Genomic DNA, 23,959 nt, shown 5'->3' on the forward strand with positions numbered 1-23,959 from the left:
TTCACGATCATCTCCCGGACGGGTCCTGAAGGCCGCCATGGCAAGGCGCGCGCCGCAACCGCTGGCGGCGCCCGGCCCTTTTTCCGCTCACTCGCCCAGGTAGGCGGCGCGCACCTTCGGATCGTGCAGCAGCTGCTGCGAGGGCCCTTCGAGGATCAGCTCGCCCGACTCCATCACATAGCCGCGCTGGCTCAGCTCCAGCGCCAGGCGCGCGTTCTGCTCGATCAGCAGGATGGTCACGCCCTCGCGGGCAATCTCCCGCACCACCTCGAAGATGCGCTCGACCATGATGGGCGCCAGCCCCATGGTCGGTTCGTCGAGCAGCAGCAGCTTCGGGCGCGAGAGCACGGCGCGGCCCATGGCCAGCATCTGCTGCTCGCCGCCAGAGAGGGTGCCGGCAGTCTGGCGGCGGCGCTCGGCCAGACGCGGGAACTGGACATAGACCCGTTCGAGATCCTGCGCGATGGCCGCCCGGTCATGCCGGCTGTATGCGCCCATCTGCAGGTTCTCCTCGATGCTCAGTTGCGGGAAGATGCCACGCCCCTCAGGCACCATCACCAGGCCCTGCCGCACCAGGCTGTGCACGGGCTGGCCCGCCAGGTTCGCCCCCAGGTAGCGGATCTGGCCGCCGGCCAGCGGCACCAGGCCACAGATGGCACGCAGCGTGGTGCTCTTGCCGGCACCGTTGGCACCGATCAGCGCCACCAGCTCACCCTGGTCGACGTGCAGGTTCAGATGCCGCACGGCACGGATGCCGCCATAGGAGACATCGAGGTCGCTCAGCTCCAGCATTCGGGTTGTCTTCGTCTCGCTCATGCCTTGCCGTCCTCCGGTGTTGGTGGCTGCTGCGCTGCCTCCTGCAGCGCCAAATCCTCGGCCGCGCCCTTGCCCAGATAGGCCTCGATGACGCGCGGGTCGCGCTGCACCTGCTGCGGCTCGCCATAGGCGAGCACCTGGCCGTATTCGAGCACCAGCACGCGGTCGCACATGTTCATCACCAGCTTCATGTCGTGCTCGATCAGCAGCACGGTGATGCCATCGGCCCGGATCTTCTCGATCAGCGCGCGCAGCACCACGGTCTCCGACGGGTTCATGCCGGCGGCCGGCTCGTCGAGCGCCAGCAGCAGCGGCCCGGTAGCCAGCGCCCGGGCGATCTCCAGCCGCCGCTGGTCGCCATAGGGCAGCGAGGCGGCCACTTCATTGGCGCGGTGCGCAATGCCGACGTAGTCGAGCAGTTGCAGCGCACGCGCCTGGATGCGCGCCTCCTCCTCGCGCGTGGCGCGGTTGCGCAGCACCGCGCCGAGAACCCCTGCATGGGTGCGCAGGTGCTGCCCGATCATCACGTTCTCCAGCGCGCTGAGGCTGGCGAACAGCCGGATGTTCTGGAAGGTGCGCGCCAATCCGTGCTGGGCGATCTGGTGCGGCTTCAGGCGCGTGAGCTCCTCGCCCCGGAACAGGCAACTGCCGGCATCGGGCACATACAGCGCCGTCATCACGTTGAAGAGCGTCGTCTTGCCCGCGCCGTTGGGGCCGATCAGGCCGAAGATCTCGCCCTGGCCGATCGTGAAGCTCACGTCCTTGAGCGCCTGCAGGCCACCAAAGCGCTTGGAGAGGCCCTTGGCCACCAGCAGCGGCTCGCCGGCAATGGCGGCTGTGGGTGCCGTGGCGGGGGCAGCGGAAGTGTTGCGGTTCTCGCTCATGGTCACGCGCCCTCCTTGCTGGCGTGCAGTTCGCGCTTGCGCACCGCCGAAGGCCACAAGCCCTCGGGCCGGAAGATCATCACCAGCACCAGCGCAAAGCCGAAGAGCAGCATGCGGATGGCGTCCGGGTCGACCAGCACCTCGCCGAACACGCTCTGCTGCAGCGGCACCACCACCGCGCGCAGGAACTCGGGGAACACCGCCAGCAGCAATGCGCCGATGATCACGCCGGGCACATGGCCCATGCCGCCGAGCACCACCATGCAGAGAATCGAAATCGATTCGCCCAGGCCAAAGCTCTCGGGGCTGATGAAGCCCTGCATCGACGCGAACAGGCTGCCGGCCACGCCGCCGAAGCTCGCGCCCATCGCAAAGGCCAGCAGCTTCATGTTGCGGGTGTTGATCCCCATGGCCTTGGCGGCCACCTCGTCCTCGCGCACCGCCTCCCAGGCACGACCGATGCGCGAATTCTGCAGGCGCACGCAGATGAAGACGATCAGCAGCACCAGTGCCATCAGCAGGTAGTAGTACTTCTCGGGGCCGGTGATGCGAAAGCCCAGGATGGTCTCGGCCCGTCCGAAGGCGAAGTCCCCCACCCGGAAGGTGTCGATACGGTTGATGCCCTGCGGCCCGTTGGTGATGTTGACCGGCGCATCCAGGTTGTTCATGAAGATGCGGATGATCTCGCCAAAGCCCAGCGTGACGATGGCCAGGTAGTCGCCGCGCAGCCGCAGCACCGGAAAGCCCAGCATCATCCCTGCCAGCGCCGCGAGCAAGATGCCCAGTGGCAACACCACCCAGAAGGGCAGATGCAGGCCGAAATGGGGCGAGGCCAGCATGGCCCAGACATAGGCGCCCACCGCGTAGAAGGCGATGTAGCCCAGATCCAGCAGGCCGGCGAAGCCCACCACGATGTTCAAGCCCAGCGCCAGCATCACATAGAGCAGCGCGAAGTTGAAGATGCGGATCCAGCCCTGCCCGCCCAACTGGCCGATGACGAAGGGCAGCACCAGCAGCACCGCACCGATCAGGAACGAAGCCGCCCAGACCTTGGCCGGGATGGCCTGCCGCACCGCGCCGCTGGCCTGCAATGGTTTCGGATGTTGGCTCATGCGCGGTCTCCCGAACGCTCACCCAGCAGGCCGGATGGGCGGAAAATCAATACCACGATCAGCACGATGAAGCTGAACACGTCCTGGTAGTGGCTGCCGAACACGCCACCGGTGAGGTCGCCGACGTAACCCGCGCCCAGCGCCTCGATCAGGCCCAGCAGCAAACCGCCCAGCATGGCGCCGCCAAGGTTGCCGATGCCGCCGAGCACCGCCGCCGTGAAGGCCTTGAGGCCCAGCATGAAGCCCATGGTGTATTGCGCCACGCCGTAGTAGGAGGCGATCATGACGCCGGCGACCGCCGCCAGTGCCGAGCCGATCAGGAAGGCCGCCGAGATCACGGTATTGATGTTCACCCCCATCAATCCGGCCACCTCGCGGTTCTGGGCGGTGGCGCGCATGGCCGTGCCCAGACGTGTGCGGTGCACCACCAGCAGCAGGCAGGCCATGATGGCCGCCGCGCTCAGCACGATGACGACCTGCAACGAACTGATGCGCGCGCCGCCCACGTTGTAGAGCACCGGCTCGATGACGTGCGGGAAGTTCAGGTAGTTGCGGCCCCAGAACATCATGGCCAGGTTCTGCAGGATGATGGAGACGCCGATGGCGGTGATCAGCGCCGCCAGGCGGGGCGCGCGGCGCAGCGGACGGTAGGCGAAGCGCTCGGCCGTCCAGCCGATGCCCATGCAGACGGGGATGGCCGCCGCCAGCGCCAGCGCGATGGCCAGGCCTGCGGGCATGGCCGCGCCACCGCCCACCAGCGCCAGCACCACGCTGGTGGCGACCATGGCGCCGACCATCACCACATCGCCATGCGCGAAGTTGATGAGGCCGATGATGCCGTACACCATGGTGTAGCCCAGGGCCACCAGCGCATAGACGCTGCCCACCGTGAGGCCGTTGATGATTTGTTGCAGGAAGATGTCCATGGCATTGCGAGTGTGGGGCGGCGCAACGGGGCGCCGCCGGTCGGTCGGGCACCGCCGCCATGGGGACGGTGCAGCAAGGGTCCAGTGCCGCCGCGCATCGGCGCGTCAGGTGGCACGGGCGCCGGGGCCCGGCCCGGCGGCCTGATTGGGCCTGATCGGCCTTACTGGGCCGAATCGACGATGGTCTTGACCTGCTCCCACTGGCCGTTCTTGACCTCGTAGATGGTCACCGCCACTTCGTTGAGGTCGCCCTTGTCGTCATAGGCTATGTTCTCGCTGGTGGCGCCGCTGCGCGTGAGGCCGGCAAGCTTGGCCAGGTACTTCTCGGGCTTGGACGAGCCCGCTTCCTGCATCGCGGCAATCATGTTCCATGCGCCGTCATACGCATAGGGGGCGTAGACACCAGGCTTGCTCTTGAAGCGCGCCTCGTAGGCGGCGGCGAACTTCTCGCCCTGCGCCATGGTCTCCAGCGGCACACCGGCCAGAGAGGCGTAGGTGCCGTTGGCGGCATCGCCAGCCAGGCGCAGGAAGGTGTCGCTGCGGGTCATCTCGCCCGAGACCAGTGGCACTTCGAGGCCCAGCGTGCGCATCTGGCGGCGCATCGGCCCGGACTGCGCATCCAGCCCGCCGAAGAACACCGCATCGGCGCCCTTTGACTTGATGCTGGTGAGAATGGCGGTGAAATCGTTGGCCTTGTCGGTGGTGTATTCACGCGCGACGATGCTGCCGCCGGCCTTCTGCACGGCCTTGGCAACCTGGTCGGTAAGGCCCTGGCCATAGGCGGTGCGGTCGTCGATCAGCGCGACCTTCTTGGCGCCCAGGTCCTGGACGATGAAGAGCCCGACGGCCGCGCCCTGCTGGGTGTCGCTGGTCATCATGCGAAAGGTGGTGTCATAGCCCTGCAGCGTGTACTCGGGCGAGGTGGCCATGGCGATCTGCGGCAGGCCGGCGTCGTTGTAAACGCGCGAAGCCGGGATGGTGGTGCCGGAATTGAAGTGACCGAGCACGCCGTTGACGTCCTCATCGACGATTTGCTGCGCCACCTGCACGGCGGTGCGCGGATCGGCCTGGTCGTCCTTGGAGACCAGCACGAAGCGGGCCTTGTCGCCATCGAGGGTAAGGCCCTGGGCATTGGCTTCCTCGATGGCCAGCGTCAGGCCGTTGCGCATGTCTTCACCGTAGTGCGACTGCGGACCGGTCAAGGGCGCGGCAAAACCGAAGCGCACCACGGTTTCGGCGTGCGCGGCGCCCATGCTGCCGAATGCGCACGCCAGTGCCGCGGCGGTGGCCAACCGTTGGAATGTCTTTGCTGTTGTCATGGTCTGTCGCTCCTTGCTTGCGGGAATGGAAAGGGTTTGCGCGGCATGTGCCGGCAATGGCTTTGAAAGTGGCCGGAATTGTCCTGCAAAATGCGGCGCAGCCCCGGAACACGGTGGAAATGGAAACGCCCTGATGGCGCCAGCGAACAGTTCGTCAGAATGCATCAGCCCACCATCATGAGGCTGGCATTGCCGCCTGCTGCGGCGGTGTTGACGCTGGTGGCGACCTCGCGCAGCAGGCGCTCATGGCGGTAGGGACGGCCCTGGCGGATTTCCTCGTGCGTGAGGCCCTGCACGCCCAGCAGCGCGCCTTCGCGGCGGGCCGCCAGTTGCTGCTGCAGCGCCAGCAGGGCGTCGGCATCACCTTCGAACAGCACCGCCTGCACGTCGTCCTGCATGGTCTCGTCTACCCCACCAGCAGCAGCGGCCGGCGCGTTCGTCAGCAGGCCATCGACCGGCCGCCAGTCCAGGCGTTCAGGCAGTGCGGCGTCCTGCACGGCTGCCTCCTGCGCCAAACGCCGGTTTTCCGGCGTATCGGCCAGCACCATGCGATTGCCGCCGAGCGCACAGGTCTGCCACTGCCGCAGCAGGCCTTCCACGCTTTGCGGCAGGCACCAGATGCGGCCGCGCGGCAGCAGCGCGTAGCTGTTGAGCTCGCCGGTCGGGCCATCGAGCACCAGGCTGGCACCAGCGGCCACCCGCAACACGCCATCCGCATCTGCGCGGCTGGGAGCCGGCAGTTGCGCGAGCGCCGGCGCGTCGGCCAGCAGCCGGTGCAGGTACAGCGGCCCGCCCGCCTTGGGGCCGGTGCCCGAGAGGCCCTCACCACCAAAGGGCTGCACGCCGACGACGGCACCGACGATGTTGCGATTGACGTAATGGTTGCCGGCCTGAATGCGGCCCGTGAGATGCGCCACGGTTTCATCGAGGCGCGTATGCACGCCAAAGGTCAACCCATAGCCCAGCGCATTGATCGCATCGACCAGTGCGTCGATGCCGCTGCGCCGGTAGCGCAGCACGTGCAGCACCGGGCCGAACACTTCGCGCGTGACGTCCTCGACGCGCGCCACCTCGATCAGCGTGGGCGCCACGAAGATGCCCTGGCGGCAGGCCGGCTCCAGCGTCAGGCGCTGCACGCGATGGCCGGCTGCGCGCATCTGTTCCACGTAGGCCTCGATGCCGGCCTGCGCCTGCGCATCGATGACCGGGCCGACATCGGTGGCGAGCTGGTCGGGGTTGCCCACGCGCAACTGCCGCATCGCACCTTCGAGCATGCCCAGCAGACGGTCGGCGCAATCATCCTGCACGCACAGCAGGCGCAACGCCGAGCAGCGCTGGCCGGCCGAGTCGAAGGCGGAACTGAGCACATCGGCCACCACCTGTTCAGCCAGCGCCGAGGAGTCGACGATCATCGCGTTGATGCCGCCCGTCTCGGCGATCAGCGGAATCGGCTTGCCGGCATCGTCCAGGCGCGCCGCCAGCGTGCGGTTGATCAGCCGCGCCACTTCGGTCGAGCCGGTGAACACCACGCCCTTGACCGCCGGGTCGGCCACCAGCGCCGCGCCCACGGTCTCGCCGGCACCAGGCAGCAGCTGCAGCACGCCGGCCGGAATGCCTGCCTGGTGCAGCAGCGCCACGGCCTGCGCGGCGATCAGGTTGGTCTGTTCGGCCGGCTTGGCAATCACCGCATTGCCGGCCGCCAGCGCCGCCGCGACCTGACCGGTGAAGATGGCCAGCGGGAAATTCCACGGACTGATGCAGGCCACCAGGCCGAGCGGGCGGTGGCTGTCATTGGCCAGCGTGGCGCGCGCCTGCTGCGCGTAGTAGCGCAGGAAGTCGATGGCCTCGCGCACTTCGGCAATCGCGTTGGCATAGGTCTTGCCCGCCTCGCGCACCAGCAGGCCCATGAGCGGCTGCATCTGGTCCTGCAGCAGTTGCGCCGCACGCAGCAACGCCTCGGCACGCTCGGCCACTGGCGTGGCCTGCCAGATCGGCGCGGCGCGCCCGGCCTCGGCGATGGCCTGGCGCAACTGGCCCTCATCGGCCAGGCAGACCTGGCCGATGACGTCGTAGCGGTCGGCCGGGTTGCGCACCTCCTGCCATGTGAGCGGCGCGGCGGACGATGCCTGGCCCGGCACGGTCGGCTGCGCCGTCCAGCGCACATCCACGCTGCCCAGCAGCGCCGCCGACAGCGAGGCCAGGCGCTGCTCGTTGCTCAGGTCCAGCCCGGCCGAATTGAGTCGCCCCTGCGCTTCATACAGGGCGCGCGGCAATGGAATGCGGTCGTGCGGGCGACCCAGCGGCTGCAGCGCCAGCGCCACCTCCACCGGGTCGGCCACCAGCCGTTCGATGGGCATCGAGGCATCGCCGATCTGGTGCACGAAGGAGGTATTGGCGCCGTTCTCCAGCAGGCGCCGCACCAGGTAGGCCAGCAAGGTCTCGTGGCTGCCCACCGGTGCGTAGATGCGGCACGGACGCCCCAGCCGGCCCTCGGCCACCGGGCCGACCACCGCGTCGTAAAGCGGCTCCCCCATGCCGTGCAGGCACTGGAATTCATACTGGCCGGCGTAGTAGTTCTGCCCGGCCATCTGGTAGATGCTCGCGAGCGTCTGCGCATTGTGGGTGGCGAACTGCGGGAACACCGCATCGGGCACCGCCAGCAGCTTGCGCGCGCAGGCCAGGTAGGACACGTCGGTGTGCACCTTGCGGGTATGGACCGGATAGCCTTCCAGACCGTCGATCTGCGCACGCTTGATCTCGCTGTCCCAGTAGGCGCCCTTGACCAGCCGCACCATCAGGCGGTGGCGGCTGCGACGCGCGAGATCGATGATCCAGTCCAGCACGAAGGGCGCGCGCTTCTGGTAGGCCTGCACCACGAAGCCGATGCCGTTCCAACCCGCCAGCGCCGGCTCCAGGCACAGGTGTTCGAGCAGGTCCAGCGACAGCTCCAGCCGGTCAGCCTCCTCGGCATCGATGTTCAGGCCGATGTCGTATTGCCGCGCCAGCTGCGCCAACGCCAGCAGGCGCGGATACAACTCGGCCATCACGCGCTCGCGCTGGGCACGCGCATAGCGCGCATGCAGTGCCGAGAGCTTGATCGAGATGCCCGGCCCTTCGTAGATGCCGCGCCCCTGCGACGCCTTGCCGATGGCATGGATGGCCTGCTCGTAGGCCTGCATGTAGCGCAGCGCATCTTCCTCGGTGGTGGCGGCCTCGCCGAGCATGTCGTAGGAATAGCGAAAGCCCTTTTCCTCGAGCTTGCGGCTGTTGGCCAGCGCCGCCGCAATGGTCTGGCCGGTGACGAACTGCTCGCCCATCATGCGCATGGCCGTGTTCACGCCCTGGCGGATCAGCGGTTCACCGCCGCGCGCGATCAGCCGCGTGAGCGCCGCGCCCAGCGTCTTCTCGCTGTGCACCGCCACCAGCTTGCCGGTGAGCATCAGGCCCCAGGTGGCGGCGTTGACGAACATCGAAGGCGAATCCGCATGGGCGCGCCAGTCGCCCCTGCTGACCTTGTCGCGGATCAGCGCGTCGCGCGTGGCGCGGTCGGGAATGCGCAGCAGCGCCTCGGCCAGGCACATCAGGGCCACCCCTTCCTGGCTGGAGAGCGAGTATTCCTGCACCAGCGCCTCGACGCCACCGCTCTTCTTCTGCCGCCGCTCGCGCAGCGCCTCGACCAGCCGGCTCGCCAACACCTTGACGGCCTCGGGCTGCGGATTGCGCGCCAGGCCCACCAGCATCGGCAGGCATTCGGTCTCGGGCCGCCGATAGGCCGCAGTGATGGCCGCACGCAGTACCGACTGGGGCTGCACTTCCTGCGCAAAGGCATAGAACGGGGCACTGCTTTCCACCAGCGCCGCGCCGCCGCCATCCTCCGTCGCGGCCAACGCGCCGCCCCAATGGCCCAGGTCGGCCGGCAGCAGGCCCTTCTCGATGCTCTCGATATAGCCCAGCACCGCCTGCTTGTGCAGCCAGTGGGGCGAGCAGCCCAGTTGCTGCGCGGCGTCGCGCAAACGGTCCCGAATCTGCTCGTCCACCTTGATGCCAATTGTCGTCGTTGCCATTTTCAAAGCCCGTCCGGGATTGATCCGCCGACATGCCCCACAGCGGTGCATGTCTCGGTTGCACGGATTCTAAAAAGGTGCAACCTCCATGGATATCGCTGTTTACCCCCATATGGATTGAAGGTTAACCATGTTGCGACCGAATGGATACAGCACAAATCATGCCAGTTAACCAGCACCGATCGGCTGCCATCCGTCCGGGGCATGGGCATCAACGCCTTGCCGACAGCGCCAAGGCCCTGATCAAGGGGTTCACCAGGGGGTTCGGGTTCACCCGGCACTGGAAGACCCGCCGGGCCAGCAGCTGCCAGCCATTTGCATTATTCTTGCCGTTTGCTTCTTCAAACCTGTTTACGGTTCACGCCAGCTCCACCAGCACCATGTCGCCATCCACCGTGTCCTCCCCCGGCCCTGCATCCATCCACGTCGGCGTCCTCACCGGTGGCGGCGACTGCCCGGGCCTCAACGCGGTGATCCGGGCCGTCACACAATCCCTGATCCGGGACGCAGGTGCACGGGTCACCGGCATCGAGCGAGGCTTTCTCGGGTTGATCGAGCGGCGCGTGCAGCCGCTCGACAGCCACGCCGTCAGCGGTATCCTGCACCAGGGCGGCACCATCCTCGGCGCCCACAACGCGGCCGATCCGTTCCACTGGCCGGGCAACGAGCGCGGTGGCGACGTCTCCGCCGACGTGCTGGCCTACGCCCGCGAGCTGGGGCTGGATGCCCTGGTCGTCATCGGCGGCGACGGCACCATGCGCATTGCGCACCGCTTCCAGCAGCTGGGCCTGCCGGTGGTCGGCGTGCCCAAGACCATCGACAATGATCTGCTGCACACCGAGCGCAGCTTCGGCTTCGACAGCGCCGTGGCCGTGGTCGCCGAAGCATTGCAGCGCCTGGAGACCACCGCACGCAGCCACCGCCGCGTGATGGTCCTCGAGACCATGGGCCGCTACGCAGGCTGGATTGCGCTCGAAGGCGGCCTCGCCGGCGGTGCCGACGCCATCCTACTGCCCGAGCTGCCCTATGACCTGCAAGCCATCGCCACCCTGTGCCACGAGCGTGAAGCGGAGGCGGGCTTCACGCTCATCTGCATCGCCGAAGGCGCGCACCCTGCCGGCGGAGCAATGACCGTGCAGGCGCATCTGGCCCACAGCCCGGACCCGGTGCGCCTGGGCGGCGTGGGCGAGGCGCTGCGCGCGCAGCTGCAGCCGCTGCTCGCCAGCGAAGTGCGCAGCACCCAGCTGGGCCATGTGCAGCGCGGCGGCCAGCCCACGGCTTTCGATCGCGTGCTCTCCACACGCTTTGGCTGCCACGCCGCCGAGATGGTGGCGCGGCGCGAATTCGGCCGCATGGTCGTGCTGCGCGGCGATGCCTGCACCAGCGTGCCGCTCTCGGAAGTCGCTGGCGGCAGCCGCCGCGTGCCGCCCGACCACCCCTTGCTGCGCGCGGCCGCCAGCCTCGGCATTTCGCTGGGCCGGCCTTGCGGCGCAGCCCCATCATCTGCAACACCATGACCCCTGCCATCAACCTGCTGAAAAAAAACGGCATTGCCCACCAGGTCCACAGTTACCAACATGACAGCAACGCCAGTTCCTACGGACTCGAAGCCGTGGAGAAACTCGGTCTCGACCCAGCGCGCGTCTTCAAGACCCTGCTGGCGCAGACCGAGCACGGCGAACTGCTGGTGGCGGTCGTGCCCGTCAGCGGCACGCTCGACCTGAAGGCGCTGGCGCAGGCGGCCGGCGGCAAGAAGTGCGACATGGCAGACCCGCAGGCCGCACAGCGCGCCACCGGCTACCTGGTCGGCGGCATCAGCCCGCTGGGCCAGAAGAAGGCGCACCGCAGCTTCATCGACGCCTCGGCACAGGCCTTCCCCACCATCCATGTCAGCGCCGGACGGCGCGGGCTGGAAATCGAGCTGGCGCCGCAGGATCTGGCGGCGCTCTGCGATGCGGCGTTCGCCGACATCGGCAGGAGCGCCTGAGCAATGCCTGATGCGGGAAGGCCCGCCAAGAAGGCGGCGGAATCTTCTCTCAGAACCTGTTCTCAATGCCCGCCGCCGGCCAGGTCGATGCGCACAACGCTGTCCCTGGCATCCTTGCGGAAGGCCGGGTGCTGTTCGTCGTATGGCGCCTTCACAGTCACATACAGCGTCTGTCCATCGGGCGAGAGCGCCAGGCTGTTGGGATGCACTGGCAGGTCGATGCTGCGCTTGACCGTGTAGTTCGCCGCATCGATGATGGAGACGAAGCCGCTGCCGGGCTCGTGATTGCCGCGATGCGTGGTGACCAGCTCGCCCCGCGCCGGGTTGTAGAGGATGTCCAGCGCGCCAGACGTGAACGGTATGCGCTTGACGACCTGCCCGGACGGCAGATCGAGAACGTAGACTTGGTTCTTCTGTCCGCCAGCGGCGAACAGGCGCCGGCCCGGCGCATCGAGCGCGATGTTGATGAAGAAATTAGCCGGCTCGTCGGCCCGCGCCGCCGGTGTCTCGCCGGTGGAGAGACGCTGCACGATGGTGCCCGCATCCGGGTCGATCACCAGCACCTCGTTGACGCCACCCTGGCCGACATAGAGGCGGTTGGTTGCCGCGTCGTACGCCGCGCCCGCCGTCCAGATGCCGTCGCTGATGATGGTATGCGTCACGGCATTGGTGGCGCCATCGACGATCCACACCAGCCCCGGCTTGCCGGGGCTGGTGACGAACACCCGGTTGTGCTGCTCGTCGACGACGACCTTGCGGGTATTGGCCAGCGACGCCTTGCCATCGGTGCCCTTGAGTGGCCGGGCCAGCTGGATCATGCCGGTGACGAACCCGCTCGTGGCATCCACCACCGTCAGCGCGCCATCCTTGGTATTGCCCACATACAGCATGCCCGTGACGCGGTTGAATCCCAGGCCGTATGCGCGGCGCGGTATCTGGATGGTTTGCAGCACCTGCAGACTGCGTGCATCGAGGCGATGCACGAAACCAGCGCTTTGCGCATCGGCGATGTCAATGGTGGCGACGAAAACGGCATCGGCCTGCGGTACGTGGACGATTTCGTAGATGAGATCGAAGGCATCCTGCCTGAGCTGGGGGGCAGTGGCCAGGGCCGCCTGGGCGGACCCCGCAGCGGGCGGCGTCTGCAGCGCAGGCGCCGTCTGGCAGCCGGCCACCAGCAAGCCTCCTGCCAACGGAACGGCAACGCGACGGGAAAGGGAAAAGATACCAATCATGCGAGACTCCTCAAGCGGTTTCAGAAGCTGTACCTGGCCGAGACCATGAAGTTGCGCGGCGCGCCATAGGTGCCGTGGGATCCGGTGCTGCTGAAGTAATGCTTGTCCAGCGCATTGTTCAGGTTGAGCGAAACGGACAGACTGCGATCGAGCTGGTAGCGCACCATCAGGCTGACCAGCGCAAAGCTGCCTTGCCTGTGGTTGAAGTCGCTGCCGCTTGTCAAGGCGTTCTGCCATTGCAGTCCGCCGCCCAGCGTGAACCGATCCCATGCGCCGGGCAGTCGGTAGCTGGTGAACAGCTTCAACGTCTGACGCGGGACATAGGTCAGCACGCGTTCGCCGTCGTTGTCTTCAATGGTTGAATAGGCGTAGCCTGCTGCAAGTTGCCAGTCTGGCGCCAGTTCGCCGTTGAGTTCCAACTCGATCCCCTTGGCGCGGGTTTTGCCCAGCAAGTCGTAGGTGTACGTGTCGCTGTTCCAGACGGCCAGGTTGTCCACCTCGTTGCGGAATACCGAGAGGCTGGCGGTCAGGCGGCCGCCATGAAAACCGGCCTTGACGCCCGCCTCGTAGCCAACCCCTTCCTCCGGTTGCAACTGCGCCAAGGGGTAGTACTCGCTGAGCCAGGACTCCTGCGGGCGAAAGATCTTGGTGTAGCTCCCATAGACCGACCAGGTGTCGTTCAGCGCATGCACGATGCCAGCATAGGGCACGAAGGTGCTCTTGCGCTCGCGGGTGGCGTAATCGCCCCACAGCGTGCTGGCTTCATCGTAATCGCGCGTCCAGCGGGTCGCCCGCCCGCCCAGCAGCAGGCTGGTGGCATCGGTGAGCGTGAAGCGGGCGTTGACGAAGGCGCCGTAGTTGCGCTCTTGCCCATGGGAGTAGCTGGTCTGCGCGAACGTTGGCGCCGGGGCATTCGCCCAATCTTGCAAGGTGGTTGCGGTAGGGTAGTCCGCATCCAGTGTGTAGCCCGGACCTTGCGACTTGAGTTGCGACAGCGTGAGGCCGGCAATCAATTCGTGGTCACGGCCCAGCAACGGAAACACGCCGGAGACATAGGCATCGAGGTTGTCCTGCTTGTGCCGGTGCTTCCAGCGGTTCGGACGTATGGTTACGCCAGCGCCGGTTTCCGCATCGACTGCGCCGAGGAAGCTTGCGAGCAGGCCGTCGTAGTCATAGCGCGTATGGCTGTACTCCACCTTGCCGACCCATGCACTGGCGAAGCGGTGTTCCAGCGAGGTGAACAGGCCATCCATGTCGTGCTTGTAGTAGCGCCACTCCTGACTGATGTTGTCCGAGCGCGAACGTGGGATGCGTTCACCATTGCTGAAGTAGAGTGGCCGGCTGACGATGGCCGAGTCGGTATGCTGGCGCAGATGGTTGAAGCCGACGGTGAGCAGCGTGTGCGTGCCGAGGTCGAACTCGCCGATGCCGTATAGCGCTTGCTTCTTCTGTTCGAAACGATCCACCCAGGCACGCTCGCGCTTGTAGTCGCCGACCAGGCGCAGGCGTGCCGTGCCGCTTTCGTTCACGGCGCCGGACAAGTCGGCTCCCGCGCCATAGCGGTTCCAGTTGCCGCCCTGTAGCGTCAGCGTGCGCTGCGTCTCGGCGGTCGGCCGCTTGCGGATCAGGTTGACCGTGGCCGCTGGCGTGCCCAGGCCGTTCATGACTCCAGTGGCGCCGCGCACCACCTCCACGCGATCGTAGGCAGCCGTATTGGCCAGGAAGGGGCTCATGCTGGTGGAAGTTGGCACACCGTCGATCTGGAAGTTGCCCAGGCTGGAGCCGCGCGCATAGATGTTCGGGCCATCCTGCCCGATCGTGCCTTGCTGGACGAAGATGCCGGGCGTGGCATTCAGTGCGTCGACCAGCGTCTCGAGCTGCTGGTCGTCCAGCCGTTGACGCGTCAGCACGGTGACGGCCTGCGGCGTCTCCTGCGGCGTCAGGTTCAGCCGGGTGGAGCTGCTGGTGGAGAACGTGGTGTAGAGGCCGCTTCCTTCCGTGGTCGAACCGGGCGCCTTGCCGGAAACCAGCACCTCCGGCAAGGCCTCGTGCATGTCTGCATCGGACCCGGTTCCGGCGTCGATCGTCTGCACACGCTGCAGGTGGTAGCCGCCGGTGGCGCGTGCCTGCGCATGCCAGCCGGTGTCCGCGAGCAGCTCGTCAAAACCCTGCGAGACGGTATAACTGCCCTGCAGTCCCGGACTGCCGAACTCCGCCAGCGCGGTCGGGTCGAACACCAGTTGCACACCGGAGATGGCCGCAAACCGCGCGATGACATCGCTCAACGCCCCCGCGTCAATGGCATAGCTGCGCGCCACCGGCTGCGGACCATCGACAGCCTGGCTGGCAAACGCCGGGATCAAGGCGCCGCCGCCCAGCATCAGCGCCGCCACGGCTGCCCGCACGGCGATGGCATGCATACCTGGCCTGGGCCGAGTGGACGCGATGGCGGATGACCTGGCCAGGAAGCCGGGACGGGATCGGTATTGGGAGCACATGGGAGCACATTCCTTTCGGCCGCATGGATGATGAAAACACCGCCTCAAAAGCGCGGTCTTCATGCATTGCCGGATGAAAGGGAAAAAGTGATCACCCCGAATTGAAACGGGATGCAACACACCCCTGACCTGCATCTCGTGTCGCCCGGCGCGGCGCCCGGTGGCCCGGACGGCCAAGAGGCCACCGGAAGCAGGAGCACGGTCATCCCATCCGCCACGAATGGCCTCAGAACCTGTTCGCAGTCTTTTCGTGGCGCACGCGGACGGTCAAGAAAGCAGTGGGCAAGATGCCCGTCGCAGCCCGGACTGGCCGTCTCGGGCCTCACCTCGGCAGGACCGTGACCCAGTGGTTCGTCCTGCGCACCACACGGATCGGCAAACTGTCCGCCAGCAAGGCCAGGCCGGCGTCGGTGTCGTCCAGCGAAATGGAGCCGGAGACACGCAAATGGGCCACGGCCGGATCACAGATCAACAAGCCGGGGCGGTAACGCGCCAGCTCGGTGATGACGGCATCGAGCCGCTGGTCCCTGGCCAGCAGCATGCCGTTCTGCCAAAGCAGGCTGCCGGCATCCGCGGGCTCAGGCGCCGCGACCGCGTGGCGGTCGAACCGGGCCTGCTCGCCCGCTTTCAGAATCAGCGGCGCGCCACGCCACGGCTGCACGCGCACGGCATGCTCGAACACCGCGACGCGGGTACTGTCTTGATCAAGCTTGCGCACGCCAAAGCGTGTACCCAGGGCCTCCACGATGCCATGGGCGGTCTCGACGACAAATGGCCGCTTCCCGGTCTCTGGCGCGACCGTATCGGCATGGGTGGTGACAAGGATTTCACCTTCGACCAGGAGCAGCCGCCGCTCGCTGCCGCTGAAGACGATGTTGACGGCACTGCCGGTGTTGAGCGTGAGCCCGGAGCCATCGGGCAGCGTTTCGGTGCGGCGCTCGCCAGTGGCGGTGGCTACATCGGCCGTCCACTGCCGCCAGGGCAGTTGCCGCCAAGCCAGCCAACCGGAGGGACCGGCGATCAGCAGCATGCCCAGCCTGCGCAGATTGCGGCGTCGGGATGCGCCCCGGCCATCCTGCGCCAGGGTCTTGAGGGCCTGTTGTGCAGGCTCACCGGCGCCGCCCTGAAGCGGTGCCAAAGCCTGCATGACTTGCTGGACCTTTTGCCACGCGGCGGCATGTGCGCTGCTTTGCGCATGCCACTGCTGGAAGGCTTGCCGCTCGGTCTCGCCGGATTGTTCATACTGCAGGCGCACCAGCCACTCAGCGGCCTCGCTCAGCAGGTTCCGGTCACCCTCCGGGGGCAGGCGCATTCGGCGCGGATCAGCGGACATGCCCGTCCAGGACCTGCATGCAAATGAGCAAGGCCTTGTGAATGTGTCGCCGCACGGTGATCGCGGCGATACCGGTCTGCGCGGCGATCTGCTGCAGGGTCAGTCCATCGAGCTGTGCCAGCAGAAAGACCTGGCGCGTGCGCTGGGGCATGGCGGCCAGAAGCGCGTCGACCTGCATCAGCGCCTGAATGATGCCAAGGCGCTCCTCCGGTGAAGGGGTCAGCGCCGCGGGCATGTGCGCCAGCGCATTCAGGTACGCGCGCTGGATTTCCTCATGGCGCCAATGGTCGATCACCAAACCCTTGGCAATCCGGACAAGCAAGGCCCTCGGTTCGTGCCCGGAGTAGTCGCGCCGCGACACCAGCACGCGCAAAAAGGTGTCATGCGCCACATCCTCGGCATCGCAGTGGTTGTTCAGGCGACGCAACAGCCACGCCTTGAGCCAGCGATGGTGCTCGCCGTACAGGCTGGCGACATGGACTGGTGCGGCAGGCATGGCTACGGCTCGGCAATTTTAAAAATGATTCGCATTATATGAATGAAATGCGTCATCATCGGGCGCCTGGTGGTACCGCCATGACGGCCTGTCATGGCAGGCCATTGGATGCGCTGTGCGTGCAGGGGCGGTCATGTCCGCCGCGCCGTCCAGCAGCGGCCCGGCGCGCCGCCCATTCAGCGCACGGCAATCACGTCGCGCTTCGCAGCCTGCGCACGGCCACAATCAGCAAGGCTGCGGCAAATCCCGCAAAGGCCATGAACGACCAGTTGGCGATCGAGAGGCCGAGGAAGGTCCAGTCGATGGCAGAACAATCGCCCGAACCGCGGAACAGCATCGGAATGGCCCGGCTGATGGGGTAGTTCTCGACGATGCCGTAGAAGTCGCGCCCGCAACTCATGATCTCGGGCGGGTTCCACTGCAGCCAGCTCTGGCGCGCCGCGACGAAGGCGCCGAAGCCGCTGCCCAGCAGCGCCAGCGCGCCCCACAGGCCCTGCCACCAGCGCCGCTGCCACAGGCTGCCAATGGCGGCGAACACGCCGACGCCGATCAGCGCATAGCGCTGCACGATGCACATCGGGCAGGGTTCGAGCCCGATGCTGTGCTGCAGGTAGAGCGCAAAGGCCAGCAGGGCGGCACAGGTGATGGCGATGATGGCCAGCAGGCGCCGGGATGATGCAAAGAAAAAGTCGATCAGAGGCTTCAAGCGGAGGTTCCTTCCACGAACACGCGGGCGCGTCGTGGAGTCACCACCAGGGTATCACCCTCACGCAGGCCCAGTTCGGCATACCGTTCAGCCGAGATCTGTGCCTCGATGATCGGGTCTGCCGCGGACGTATTGTCCGCCTCTTTGGAGCCATTCTCGGCAATAAGTTCCAGCCGCGCGAGCGGGCCGACGACGATGGCCCGGTCCAGCCGCGCCACGATGCCGCGCGGCTGGCCTTCGGCGTTGAGTTCGGCGCCGGGCGAATACCGCTCGACATCGAGCTCATGCGGGCGCACGTAGGCAAAGGCATCACCGTTCTGCGAAGCATCGCCGGTCTTGAGCTGGATGCCCTCGATGCTGACGTCGCCGTTCTGGGCACGGCCATGGAACAGGTTGACATCACCCAGGAAACCGTAGACGAACGGGCTGGCCGGATTGTCCCAGACTTCCTGCGGCGAGCCGACCTGCTCGATCTGGCCGCGGTTCATCACCACCACGCGGTCGGCCACTTCCAGCGCTTCTTCCTGGTCGTGCGTGACGAAGATGCTGGTCACGTGCAGTTCCTCGTGCAGACGGCGCAGCCAGCGGCGCAGTTCCTTGCGCACCTTGGCGTCGAGCGCGCCAAAAGGCTCGTCGAGCAGCAGCACCTGCGGCTCCACGGCCAGCGCGCGTGCGAGCGCAATGCGCTGGCGCTGGCCGCCCGAGAGCTGCGACGGGAAGCGATCGGCCAGCCAGTCGAGCTGCACCAGCTTGAGCAGGCTCATGACCTTCTCGCGGATCTGCGCCTTGCTCGGACGCTGGCTGCGCGGGCGCACGTTCAGGCCGAAGGCGACGTTGTCGAACACCGTCATGTGGCGAAACAGCGCGTAATGCTGGAACACGAAACCAACCTGGCGCTCGCGCACATGCACGTTGGTGGTGTCGCGTCCGGAGAACAGCACGGCGCCGCGGTCGGCCGACTCCAGCCCGGCGATGATGCGCAGCAGCGTGGTCTTGCCGCAGCCGGATGGTCCCAGCAGGGCAATCAGCTCGCCGGATTCGACATGCAGGCTGACGTCCTTGAGGGCGTGGAAATCACCAAAGGTTTTGCTGACGTTCTTGATTTCGATACTCATGGTGCGGACTCCGGTTCACTGGTTGCGCGCGGGCACGATCAGCGTGGGCTGCTGGGCCCAGGTGTTGGTGGCGGTGATGGGGCTGGCCCGGCCGACGGCCTGCTCGATCTGGGTGGCACTGGCGTACGGGTTCTCGGGCGCCGCTTCGGCAGCCTTCTTCAACTGCGCTTCGTGGCGCCATTCGGCCCAGGTCTTGAGCGCCAGCGTCACCAGCGCCAGCAACGCCAGCAGCGTGGCCACCGAGAAGGCAGCGACCGACTGGTAATCGGTATAGAGAATCTCCACATGCAGCGGAATGGTGTTGGTCTGGCCACGGATGTGGCCCGAGACCACCGAGACGGCGCCAAACTCACCCATGGCCCGCGCATTGCAGAGAATCACGCCATAGATCAGGCCCCACTTGACGTTGGGCAGCGTGACGCTCAGGAAGGTGCGAAAACCCGAAGCCCCCAGCACGATGGCGGCCTGCTCCTCTTCGTTGCCCTGTGCCTCCATCAGCGGAATCAGCTCGCGCGCAATGAATGGAAAGGTCACGAAAACCGTCACCAGCACGATGCCGGGTACCGCGAAGATGATCTTCAGGTCGTGCGCCTGCAAAAAGGGCCCGAGCCAGCCATGGATGCCATAGAGCAGCACATAGACCAGTCCCGCCACCACCGGCGAGATGGAGAACGGCAGGTCGATGAGCGTGATCAGGAAGGCCTTGCCCTTGAACTCGTACTTGGCGATGGCCCAGGCCGCCATCACGCCGAAGACGATGTTGAGCGGCACGACGATGGCCGCCGTCAGCAGCGTCAGGCGCACCGCCGCCCAGGTGTCGGACGATTCGAAGGCCCGCAGAAAAGCTCCCGTGCCCTGCCGGAAGGCTTCGGCGAACACCGCGATCAGCGGCAGCAGCAGAAACAGCAGCAGAAAACCCAGTGCGATGGTGATCAGTACGCCGCGCACCAGCGGCGATTCAGTGGTGGTGACCGCATTGCGCGGCACACCAGTGGATGGGGTCTGGCTTGACTGGCTCATTTGTTGGCACTCCCGGTGGTGCGGCGCTGCCAAGCCTGCAGGCCATTGATGACGAACAACATCAGGAACGAGAACAGCAGCATCACCAGCGCAACAGCCGTGGCGCCCGCGTAGTCGTACTGCTCGAGCTTGCCGATGATGATCAGCGGCGTGATCTCCGAGACCATCGGCATGTTGCCGGCGATGAAGATGACCGAGCCATACTCGCCGAGCGCGCGGGCGAAGGCCAGCGCAAAGCCGGTCAGCAGCGCCGGCACGATGGCGGGCAGAATCACCTTGTAGAAGGTTTGCCAGCGCGTCGCGCCCAGGCTGCCGGCGGCCTCTTCCAGTTCCTTCTCGAAGTCCTCGAGCACCGGCTGCACGGTCCGCACCACGAAGGGCAGGCCGATGAAGATCAGCGCCACCACCACCCCCTTGGGCGTGAAGGCCACCTTGACGCCTTCGATGCCGCTCACCGAGGCAAACCAGCCATAGGCCAGCAGCAGCAATCCGATTACCAGCGCAGCACCGGCCACCACGGCCAGCACCAGCGCCAGCGAGCGCAACGCGCCCGCCAGATGCACGGCCGCGCCCCTGCCGCTACCCAGACGCCCGAGCGCGAAGGCCAGCGCGCTCGCCAATGCACTCAGCAGCAGCAATCTGGGGCCGAACTGCTGCAGCAGCGGCAGCGTGTTCTGGAAGGCCTGCGCCGGCTGCTCCAGCCATTGACCCACCCAGCCGTTGGGCGCCAACAAAGCCGTCAGCGAAATGCCGGCAACCGCCGTCGGCAGTGCAAACGGCAGGTCCACCAGCGCATCGATCAGCTTCTTGAAGGGGAACTTGTAGCGCACCAGCACCCAGGCAATCAGCAAGCCGAACACCAGGTTGACCAGCGCCGCCAGCAGCGAGGCGCCAAACGTCAGCTTGTAGGATGCCACCACGCGCGGCGAGGAAACGGCGCTCCAGAACTGCTCCCAGGTCAACGTGAAGGTGTTGACGAACAGCGTGACCAGCGGAATGAGCACGATCAGGCTGAGGTAGAACAGGGTGTAGCCCATGGTGAGGCCAAACCCGGGAATCACCCGCTTGGGCTTGCCGCTGCGCCGGAACGGCTCACCCGTATTCAGCGGGGAAGAAGGGGATGCGTATGCCGATGTCGTCATGAGAAGGAACTTTCATCGCGGAAAGGCGCCTGCCCGCAGCACACACTGCCTGGATGCAGGCGCCCGGACGGGTCAGGGGCCGTCGTCGAAACCAGACGTCAGCGAGCCGGCTCGTAGATCTTGTCGAACTCGCCGCCGTCGTTGAAGTGCACCTTCTGCGCCTCGCCTAGCGAACCGAAATACTTGTTGACACGGAACAGGTTGACCGGCTTGAACACGTCGGCATGCTTGGCCAGCACAGCTTCCGAGCGCGGTCGCAGGCCATGGCTGGCAGCGATCTCCTGCCCCTCATCGGTGTAGAGGAAGTCCAGGTAGGCCTTGGCGGCCTCGGCCGTGCCCTTCTTGGCCACCACCGGCTCGACGACGGCGACCGGGTTCTCCGCCAGCACGCTGCTCGACGGGTAGACCGCATCGACCTTGCCCTTGCCGAACTCGCGCTCAACCGACAGCACCTCCGACTCGAAGGTGATCAGCACATCACCGATGCCGCGCTGCAGGAAGATGGCCGTGGCATCACGCCCGCCCTTGCCCAGCACCGGCACGTTCTTGTAGAGCTGGCTGACGAAGGCGCGCGCATCATCCTCGCTGCCGCCCTTCTCCAGCACCGAACCCCAGGCCGCCAGATAGGCGTAGCGGCCATTGCCGCCGGTCTTGGGGTTGACCACGATGACCTGCACGCCGGGCTTGACCAGATCGCTCCAGTCCTGGATGTTCTTCGGGTTGCCGTTGCGCACCAGGAACAGCATGGTGGAAGTCGTCGGCGACGCATCATGGGGGAACTTCGTCGCCCAGTCCTTGGCCACCAGACCATTGTCGGCCAGGAACTCGATGTCGGTGGTGGTGTTCATGGTCACCACATCGGCCTCCAGGCCTTCGCGCACCGCGCGCGCCTGCGCGCTGGAGCCGCCATGGGCCTGGTCGACCTTGATGTCCTTGCCGGTCGCCTGCTTGTAGTGTTCGATGAACGCCGGGTTGATCTCGCGATAGAACTCGCGCGCCACATCGTAGGAGGCGTTGAGCAAGGTTTGCTGCGCCTGCGCCACGCCTCCCGCCACCGACATGGCCAGCCCGAGCAGAGCCAGCTTCAGCACATTGCGCTTGCCTGTTGTCATTGGTTACTTCCCTTTTTACTGAATGAAATAAGACGCGCCAATTCTCTTCATTTTTAATATAAAAAAGAACGATAATTTTGTTTTTTTCATATGCTCGTATGGTTATATGAATTCAGCGAAATCGGCAAATGATCCATTCCCTGCTGCGCACTTTTTGACTAGAATCCAGAACTTGTCAGGAGAGCGCTGCGCCCCATCACACAGGTGCGCAGCCGCCGAAGGCGCAGGTAGGCCAGAGAGGCTGCCACAAAACGCTCAGGCAAAAGGACTGGCAAACAGCGGCCATCGCGCCGCTGCCACCCACTGGAGAGAGATGCGGCTCCGCCATCCGGACGCCCATCCACCGAAGGAGCAAGACGCCGGCAGCCCTGGCCGTTGAATCTCTCAGGTAAAGCGGACAGCAGGGTCTCCCCCATGGTCGATGGCCATGGCCCATGGCCTTTTGGAGACCGCCGCGATGAACGCAGCAGCCCCGCTTCTCAAAACCCCCTTGCACGCGCTGCACCTCGAACTGGGTGCCCGCATGGTGCCCTTCGCCGGCTACGACATGCCGGTGCAATACCCGCACGGCCTGATGGCCGAGCATCTGCACACGCGCGCCGCTGCCGGCCTCTTCGACGTCTCCCACATGGGGCAGTTGCGCCTCGAAGGGCCGGATGCCGCCGCCGCGCTCGAAAGCCTGCTGCCGCAGGACGTGATCGGTTTGGGCCTGCACCGGCAGCGCTATGGACTGTTGCTCGATGAGGCTGGCGGCATCCTCGATGACCTGATGTTCGTCAACCGCGGCGAGGACCTGTTCCTGATCGTCAACGGCGCCTGCAAGGCCGCCGACATCGCCTGGATCGTCCAGCACATCGGCACGCGCTGCCGCATCACCCCCATGCCCGAGCAGGCGTTGCTGGCGCTGCAAGGCCCGAAAGCCGCCGAAGCGCTGGCCCGCCTCTTGCCCGGCGTCGGGCAACTGGTGTTCATGACCGGCAGCCCTTTCACATGGCAGGGTCACGCGCTCTACATCACGCGCAGCGGCTACACCGGTGAGGATGGCTTTGAGATCTCGCTGCCGGGCGAGGCTGCCGAGGCCTTCGCACGCGCCCTGCTGGCGCAGCCGGAAGTGGGTCCCATCGGCCTGGGTGCGCGCAACTCGTTGCGGCTCGAAGCGGGCTTGTGCCTGTACGGCAACGATATCGACACTACCACCACCCCGGCACAGGCGGCGCTGAACTGGGCCATCCAGAAGGTGCGGCGCCACGGTGGCGCCCGCGCCGGCGGGTTCCCCGGTGCCGCCCGCGTGCTTGACGAACTCGACGACCCGGCCAGCCTGCCGCGCAAGCGCGTGGCGCTCGTCGGCCTTGAACGCGTGCCGGTGCGCGAGCACACCGAGCTGCAGGACACGGCCGGCCAGCATATCGGCACCGTCACCAGCGGCCTGCTCTCGCCCTGCCTGAACCAGCCCATCGCGCTGGCTTATGTCGACTTGGCGCACGCCGAGGCCGGCACCACGGTGCAGGCGATCGTGCGCGGCAAGAAGGTGCCCATGCAGGTCGCCGCCGCCCCGTTCGTGCCTCATCGCTACCACCGCGGCTGAGCCGCGCCGGGCGGCGATGGCCGGCCGATGTGCAGCCGCATCCGGCGCCCGGCGCACCGCCCGGCCCCGGACAGCCGCTACAGTGTCTGTGCGCCGATGTCCGGTCACGGCCGGCAGGCACACAAGCCCTTGCAAGTTTTCATTTTCACCTGGAGCACACCATGAGCCTGAAATTCTCCCGCGACCACGAATGGATCGACGCATCCAACCCCGCAGCCGCCATCGTCGGCATCACCGTTCATGCGCAGGATGCGCTGGGCGACGTGGTGTTCGTTGACCTGCCCGAGGTGGGCGCCAGCTTCAAGCAGGGCGACGTCGCCGGCGTGGTCGAATCCGTCAAGGCCGCCGCCGATGTGTACATGCCCGTCGACGGCGAAATCGTCGAGGTCAACGAAGCACTGCGCGACGACCCGAGCCTGGCCAATTCAGACCCGCTCCAGGCTGGCTGGTTCTTCAGGATCACGCTGGCCAAGCCCGAGCAGCTCGACGAACTGCTCGATGCCACCGCCTACGAGGCTTTCACCAAGGAGGCCTGAGCTTGCACCCGGCGCAGCGCGTGCCCTGCCGCGCTGCGCCGGTAAAGCCGGCTGGCACGCCTTCCCCTTGTCC

General features: G+C 66.3%; 19 protein-coding genes and 2 riboswitches. Of the genes, 4 read left to right on the forward strand and 15 right to left on the reverse strand.

All coding sequences use genetic code 11. From position 1 onward, the window contains the following. Positions 1–87: 87 nt before the first annotated feature. The 6 genes from EV687_RS05870 to putA form a co-directional block, all read right to left on the reverse strand. Positions 88–816 (reverse strand): ABC transporter ATP-binding protein, encoded by a 729-nt coding sequence (locus tag EV687_RS05870; RefSeq protein WP_162846562.1) that lies wholly within the window; start codon positions 814–816, stop codon positions 88–90. Then, entirely contained in the window at positions 813–1,700 is an 888-nt protein-coding gene (locus tag EV687_RS05875; protein ID WP_122226871.1) for an ABC transporter ATP-binding protein, read from the reverse strand. Before EV687_RS05875 ends, EV687_RS05870 begins: the two co-directional genes overlap by 4 nt. Before the next feature lie 2 nt (positions 1,701–1,702). Further along, a complete protein-coding gene (locus EV687_RS05880) occupies positions 1,703–2,812 on the reverse strand; it encodes an ABC transporter permease subunit (protein WP_122226873.1) in 1,110 nt (369 codons plus the stop codon). Then, positions 2,809–3,738 carry a branched-chain amino acid ABC transporter permease gene (locus tag EV687_RS05885; RefSeq protein ID WP_122226875.1) on the reverse strand — a complete coding sequence of 310 codons (930 nt, stop codon included), beginning with the start codon at positions 3,736–3,738 and terminating at the stop codon, positions 2,809–2,811. The genes EV687_RS05880 and EV687_RS05885 overlap by 4 nt, the downstream gene beginning before the upstream one ends. Positions 3,739–3,899: 161 nt before the next feature. Then, a complete protein-coding gene (locus EV687_RS05890; RefSeq protein ID WP_423201064.1) occupies positions 3,900–5,057 on the reverse strand; it encodes a branched-chain amino acid ABC transporter substrate-binding protein in 1,158 nt (385 codons plus the stop codon). Positions 5,058–5,221: 164 nt separating this feature from the next. Then, the gene (putA, locus tag EV687_RS05895) at positions 5,222–9,121 is read right to left on the reverse strand and encodes a trifunctional transcriptional regulator/proline dehydrogenase/L-glutamate gamma-semialdehyde dehydrogenase (RefSeq protein WP_122226877.1); all 3,900 of its coding nucleotides are present in this window, start codon (positions 9,119–9,121) and stop codon (positions 5,222–5,224) included. A gap of 419 nt (positions 9,122–9,540) precedes the next feature. Here putA and EV687_RS05900 point away from each other — a divergent pair, with 419 nt between their 5' ends. Next, entirely contained in the window at positions 9,541–10,638 is a 1,098-nt protein-coding gene (locus EV687_RS05900; protein WP_122227281.1) for a 6-phosphofructokinase, read from the forward strand. Beyond that, positions 10,635–11,108: a Cys-tRNA(Pro) deacylase gene (gene ybaK, locus EV687_RS05905; protein ID WP_122226879.1), complete on the forward strand. Its 474-nt coding sequence runs from the start codon at positions 10,635–10,637 to the stop codon at positions 11,106–11,108. Before EV687_RS05900 ends, ybaK begins: the two co-directional genes overlap by 4 nt. A gap of 62 nt (positions 11,109–11,170) precedes the next feature. On the opposite strand, the gene EV687_RS05910 is transcribed toward ybaK, so the two are convergent. The 9 genes from EV687_RS05910 to EV687_RS05950 all read right to left on the reverse strand — a co-directional run bounded on the left by EV687_RS05910 (position 11,171) and on the right by EV687_RS05950 (position 21,765). Beyond that, positions 11,171–12,343, reverse strand: a complete 1,173-nt coding sequence (locus EV687_RS05910; protein ID WP_130466462.1) for a YncE family protein — start codon at positions 12,341–12,343, stop codon at positions 11,171–11,173. Positions 12,344–12,363: 20 nt separating this feature from the next. Continuing rightward, the gene (locus tag EV687_RS05915) at positions 12,364–14,763 is read right to left on the reverse strand and encodes a TonB-dependent siderophore receptor (RefSeq protein WP_122226883.1); all 2,400 of its coding nucleotides are present in this window, start codon (positions 14,761–14,763) and stop codon (positions 12,364–12,366) included. Positions 14,764–15,163: 400 nt separating this feature from the next. After that, positions 15,164–16,153, reverse strand: coding sequence for a FecR domain-containing protein (locus EV687_RS05920; protein ID WP_122226886.1), 990 nt, complete (start codon positions 16,151–16,153; stop codon positions 15,164–15,166). A 10-nt stretch (positions 16,154–16,163) separates the two neighbouring features. Beyond that, a complete protein-coding gene (locus tag EV687_RS05925) occupies positions 16,164–16,670 on the reverse strand; it encodes a sigma-70 family RNA polymerase sigma factor (RefSeq protein WP_122226888.1) in 507 nt (168 codons plus the stop codon). Between the two features lie 190 nt (positions 16,671–16,860). Beyond that, complete coding sequence (locus EV687_RS05930; protein WP_122227284.1) at positions 16,861–17,367, reverse strand: disulfide bond formation protein B; 507 nt, start codon at positions 17,365–17,367, stop codon at positions 16,861–16,863. A 5-nt stretch (positions 17,368–17,372) separates the two neighbouring features. After that, positions 17,373–18,491 carry a sulfate/molybdate ABC transporter ATP-binding protein gene (locus EV687_RS05935; protein ID WP_122226890.1) on the reverse strand — a complete coding sequence of 373 codons (1,119 nt, stop codon included), beginning with the start codon at positions 18,489–18,491 and terminating at the stop codon, positions 17,373–17,375. A gap of 15 nt (positions 18,492–18,506) precedes the next feature. Next, positions 18,507–19,511, reverse strand: a complete 1,005-nt coding sequence (cysW, locus tag EV687_RS05940) for a sulfate ABC transporter permease subunit CysW (RefSeq protein WP_122226892.1) — start codon at positions 19,509–19,511, stop codon at positions 18,507–18,509. Next, on the reverse strand, positions 19,508–20,653 hold the full coding sequence (locus EV687_RS05945; RefSeq protein WP_242612481.1) for an ABC transporter permease: 1,146 nt from the start codon (positions 20,651–20,653) through the stop codon (positions 19,508–19,510). The genes cysW and EV687_RS05945 overlap by 4 nt, the downstream gene beginning before the upstream one ends. Positions 20,654–20,751: 98 nt before the next feature. After that, positions 20,752–21,765: a sulfate ABC transporter substrate-binding protein gene (locus EV687_RS05950; RefSeq protein ID WP_122226896.1), complete on the reverse strand. Its 1,014-nt coding sequence runs from the start codon at positions 21,763–21,765 to the stop codon at positions 20,752–20,754. A 166-nt stretch (positions 21,766–21,931) separates the two neighbouring features. Continuing rightward, positions 21,932–22,046, forward strand: a riboswitch (glycine riboswitch). Between the two features lie 12 nt (positions 22,047–22,058). Continuing rightward, positions 22,059–22,176: riboswitch (glycine riboswitch) on the forward strand. A gap of 46 nt (positions 22,177–22,222) precedes the next feature. On the opposite strand from EV687_RS05950, the gene gcvT reads away from it, so the two are divergent. Both gcvT and gcvH read left to right on the forward strand, forming a co-directional pair. Further along, positions 22,223–23,350: a glycine cleavage system aminomethyltransferase GcvT gene (gene gcvT, locus EV687_RS05955; RefSeq protein WP_122227287.1), complete on the forward strand. Its 1,128-nt coding sequence runs from the start codon at positions 22,223–22,225 to the stop codon at positions 23,348–23,350. 161 nt (positions 23,351–23,511) lie between these two features. Next, positions 23,512–23,886: a glycine cleavage system protein GcvH gene (gcvH, locus tag EV687_RS05960; protein ID WP_122226899.1), complete on the forward strand. Its 375-nt coding sequence runs from the start codon at positions 23,512–23,514 to the stop codon at positions 23,884–23,886. Positions 23,887–23,959 lie beyond the last annotated feature (73 nt).

The sequence above is a fragment of the Corticibacter populi genome, from assembly GCF_004217315.1.
In the GTDB taxonomy this organism is placed as follows: Bacteria; Pseudomonadota; Gammaproteobacteria; order Burkholderiales; family Burkholderiaceae_C; genus Lampropedia; species Lampropedia populi.

Coding starts and splice junctions, on each gene's coding strand:
- EV687_RS05925 (WP_122226888.1), bottom strand. CDS start 16,670: ATGCCTGCCGCACCAGTCCATGTCGCCAGCCTGTACGGCGAGCACCAT.
- EV687_RS05880 (WP_122226873.1), bottom strand. CDS start 2,812: ATGAGCCAACATCCGAAACCATTGCAGGCCAGCGGCGCGGTGCGGCAG.
- putA (WP_122226877.1), bottom strand. CDS start 9,121: ATGGCAACGACGACAATTGGCATCAAGGTGGACGAGCAGATTCGGGAC.
- EV687_RS05890 (WP_423201064.1), bottom strand. CDS start 5,057: ATGACAACAGCAAAGACATTCCAACGGTTGGCCACCGCCGCGGCACTG.
- EV687_RS05915 (WP_122226883.1), bottom strand. CDS start 14,763: ATGCATGCCATCGCCGTGCGGGCAGCCGTGGCGGCGCTGATGCTGGGC.
- EV687_RS05870 (WP_162846562.1), bottom strand. CDS start 816: ATGAGCGAGACGAAGACAACCCGAATGCTGGAGCTGAGCGACCTCGAT.
- EV687_RS05885 (WP_122226875.1), bottom strand. CDS start 3,738: ATGGACATCTTCCTGCAACAAATCATCAACGGCCTCACGGTGGGCAGC.
- EV687_RS05920 (WP_122226886.1), bottom strand. CDS start 16,153: ATGCGCCTGCCCCCGGAGGGTGACCGGAACCTGCTGAGCGAGGCCGCT.
- cysW (WP_122226892.1), bottom strand. CDS start 19,511: ATGAGCCAGTCAAGCCAGACCCCATCCACTGGTGTGCCGCGCAATGCG.
- EV687_RS05950 (WP_122226896.1), bottom strand. CDS start 21,765: ATGACAACAGGCAAGCGCAATGTGCTGAAGCTGGCTCTGCTCGGGCTG.
- gcvH (WP_122226899.1), top strand. CDS start 23,512: ATGAGCCTGAAATTCTCCCGCGACCACGAATGGATCGACGCATCCAAC.
- EV687_RS05875 (WP_122226871.1), bottom strand. CDS start 1,700: ATGAGCGAGAACCGCAACACTTCCGCTGCCCCCGCCACGGCACCCACA.
- ybaK (WP_122226879.1), top strand. CDS start 10,635: ATGACCCCTGCCATCAACCTGCTGAAAAAAAACGGCATTGCCCACCAG.
- gcvT (WP_122227287.1), top strand. CDS start 22,223: ATGAACGCAGCAGCCCCGCTTCTCAAAACCCCCTTGCACGCGCTGCAC.
- EV687_RS05910 (WP_130466462.1), bottom strand. CDS start 12,343: ATGATTGGTATCTTTTCCCTTTCCCGTCGCGTTGCCGTTCCGTTGGCA.
- EV687_RS05935 (WP_122226890.1), bottom strand. CDS start 18,491: ATGAGTATCGAAATCAAGAACGTCAGCAAAACCTTTGGTGATTTCCAC.
- EV687_RS05945 (WP_242612481.1), bottom strand. CDS start 20,653: ATGACGACATCGGCATACGCATCCCCTTCTTCCCCGCTGAATACGGGT.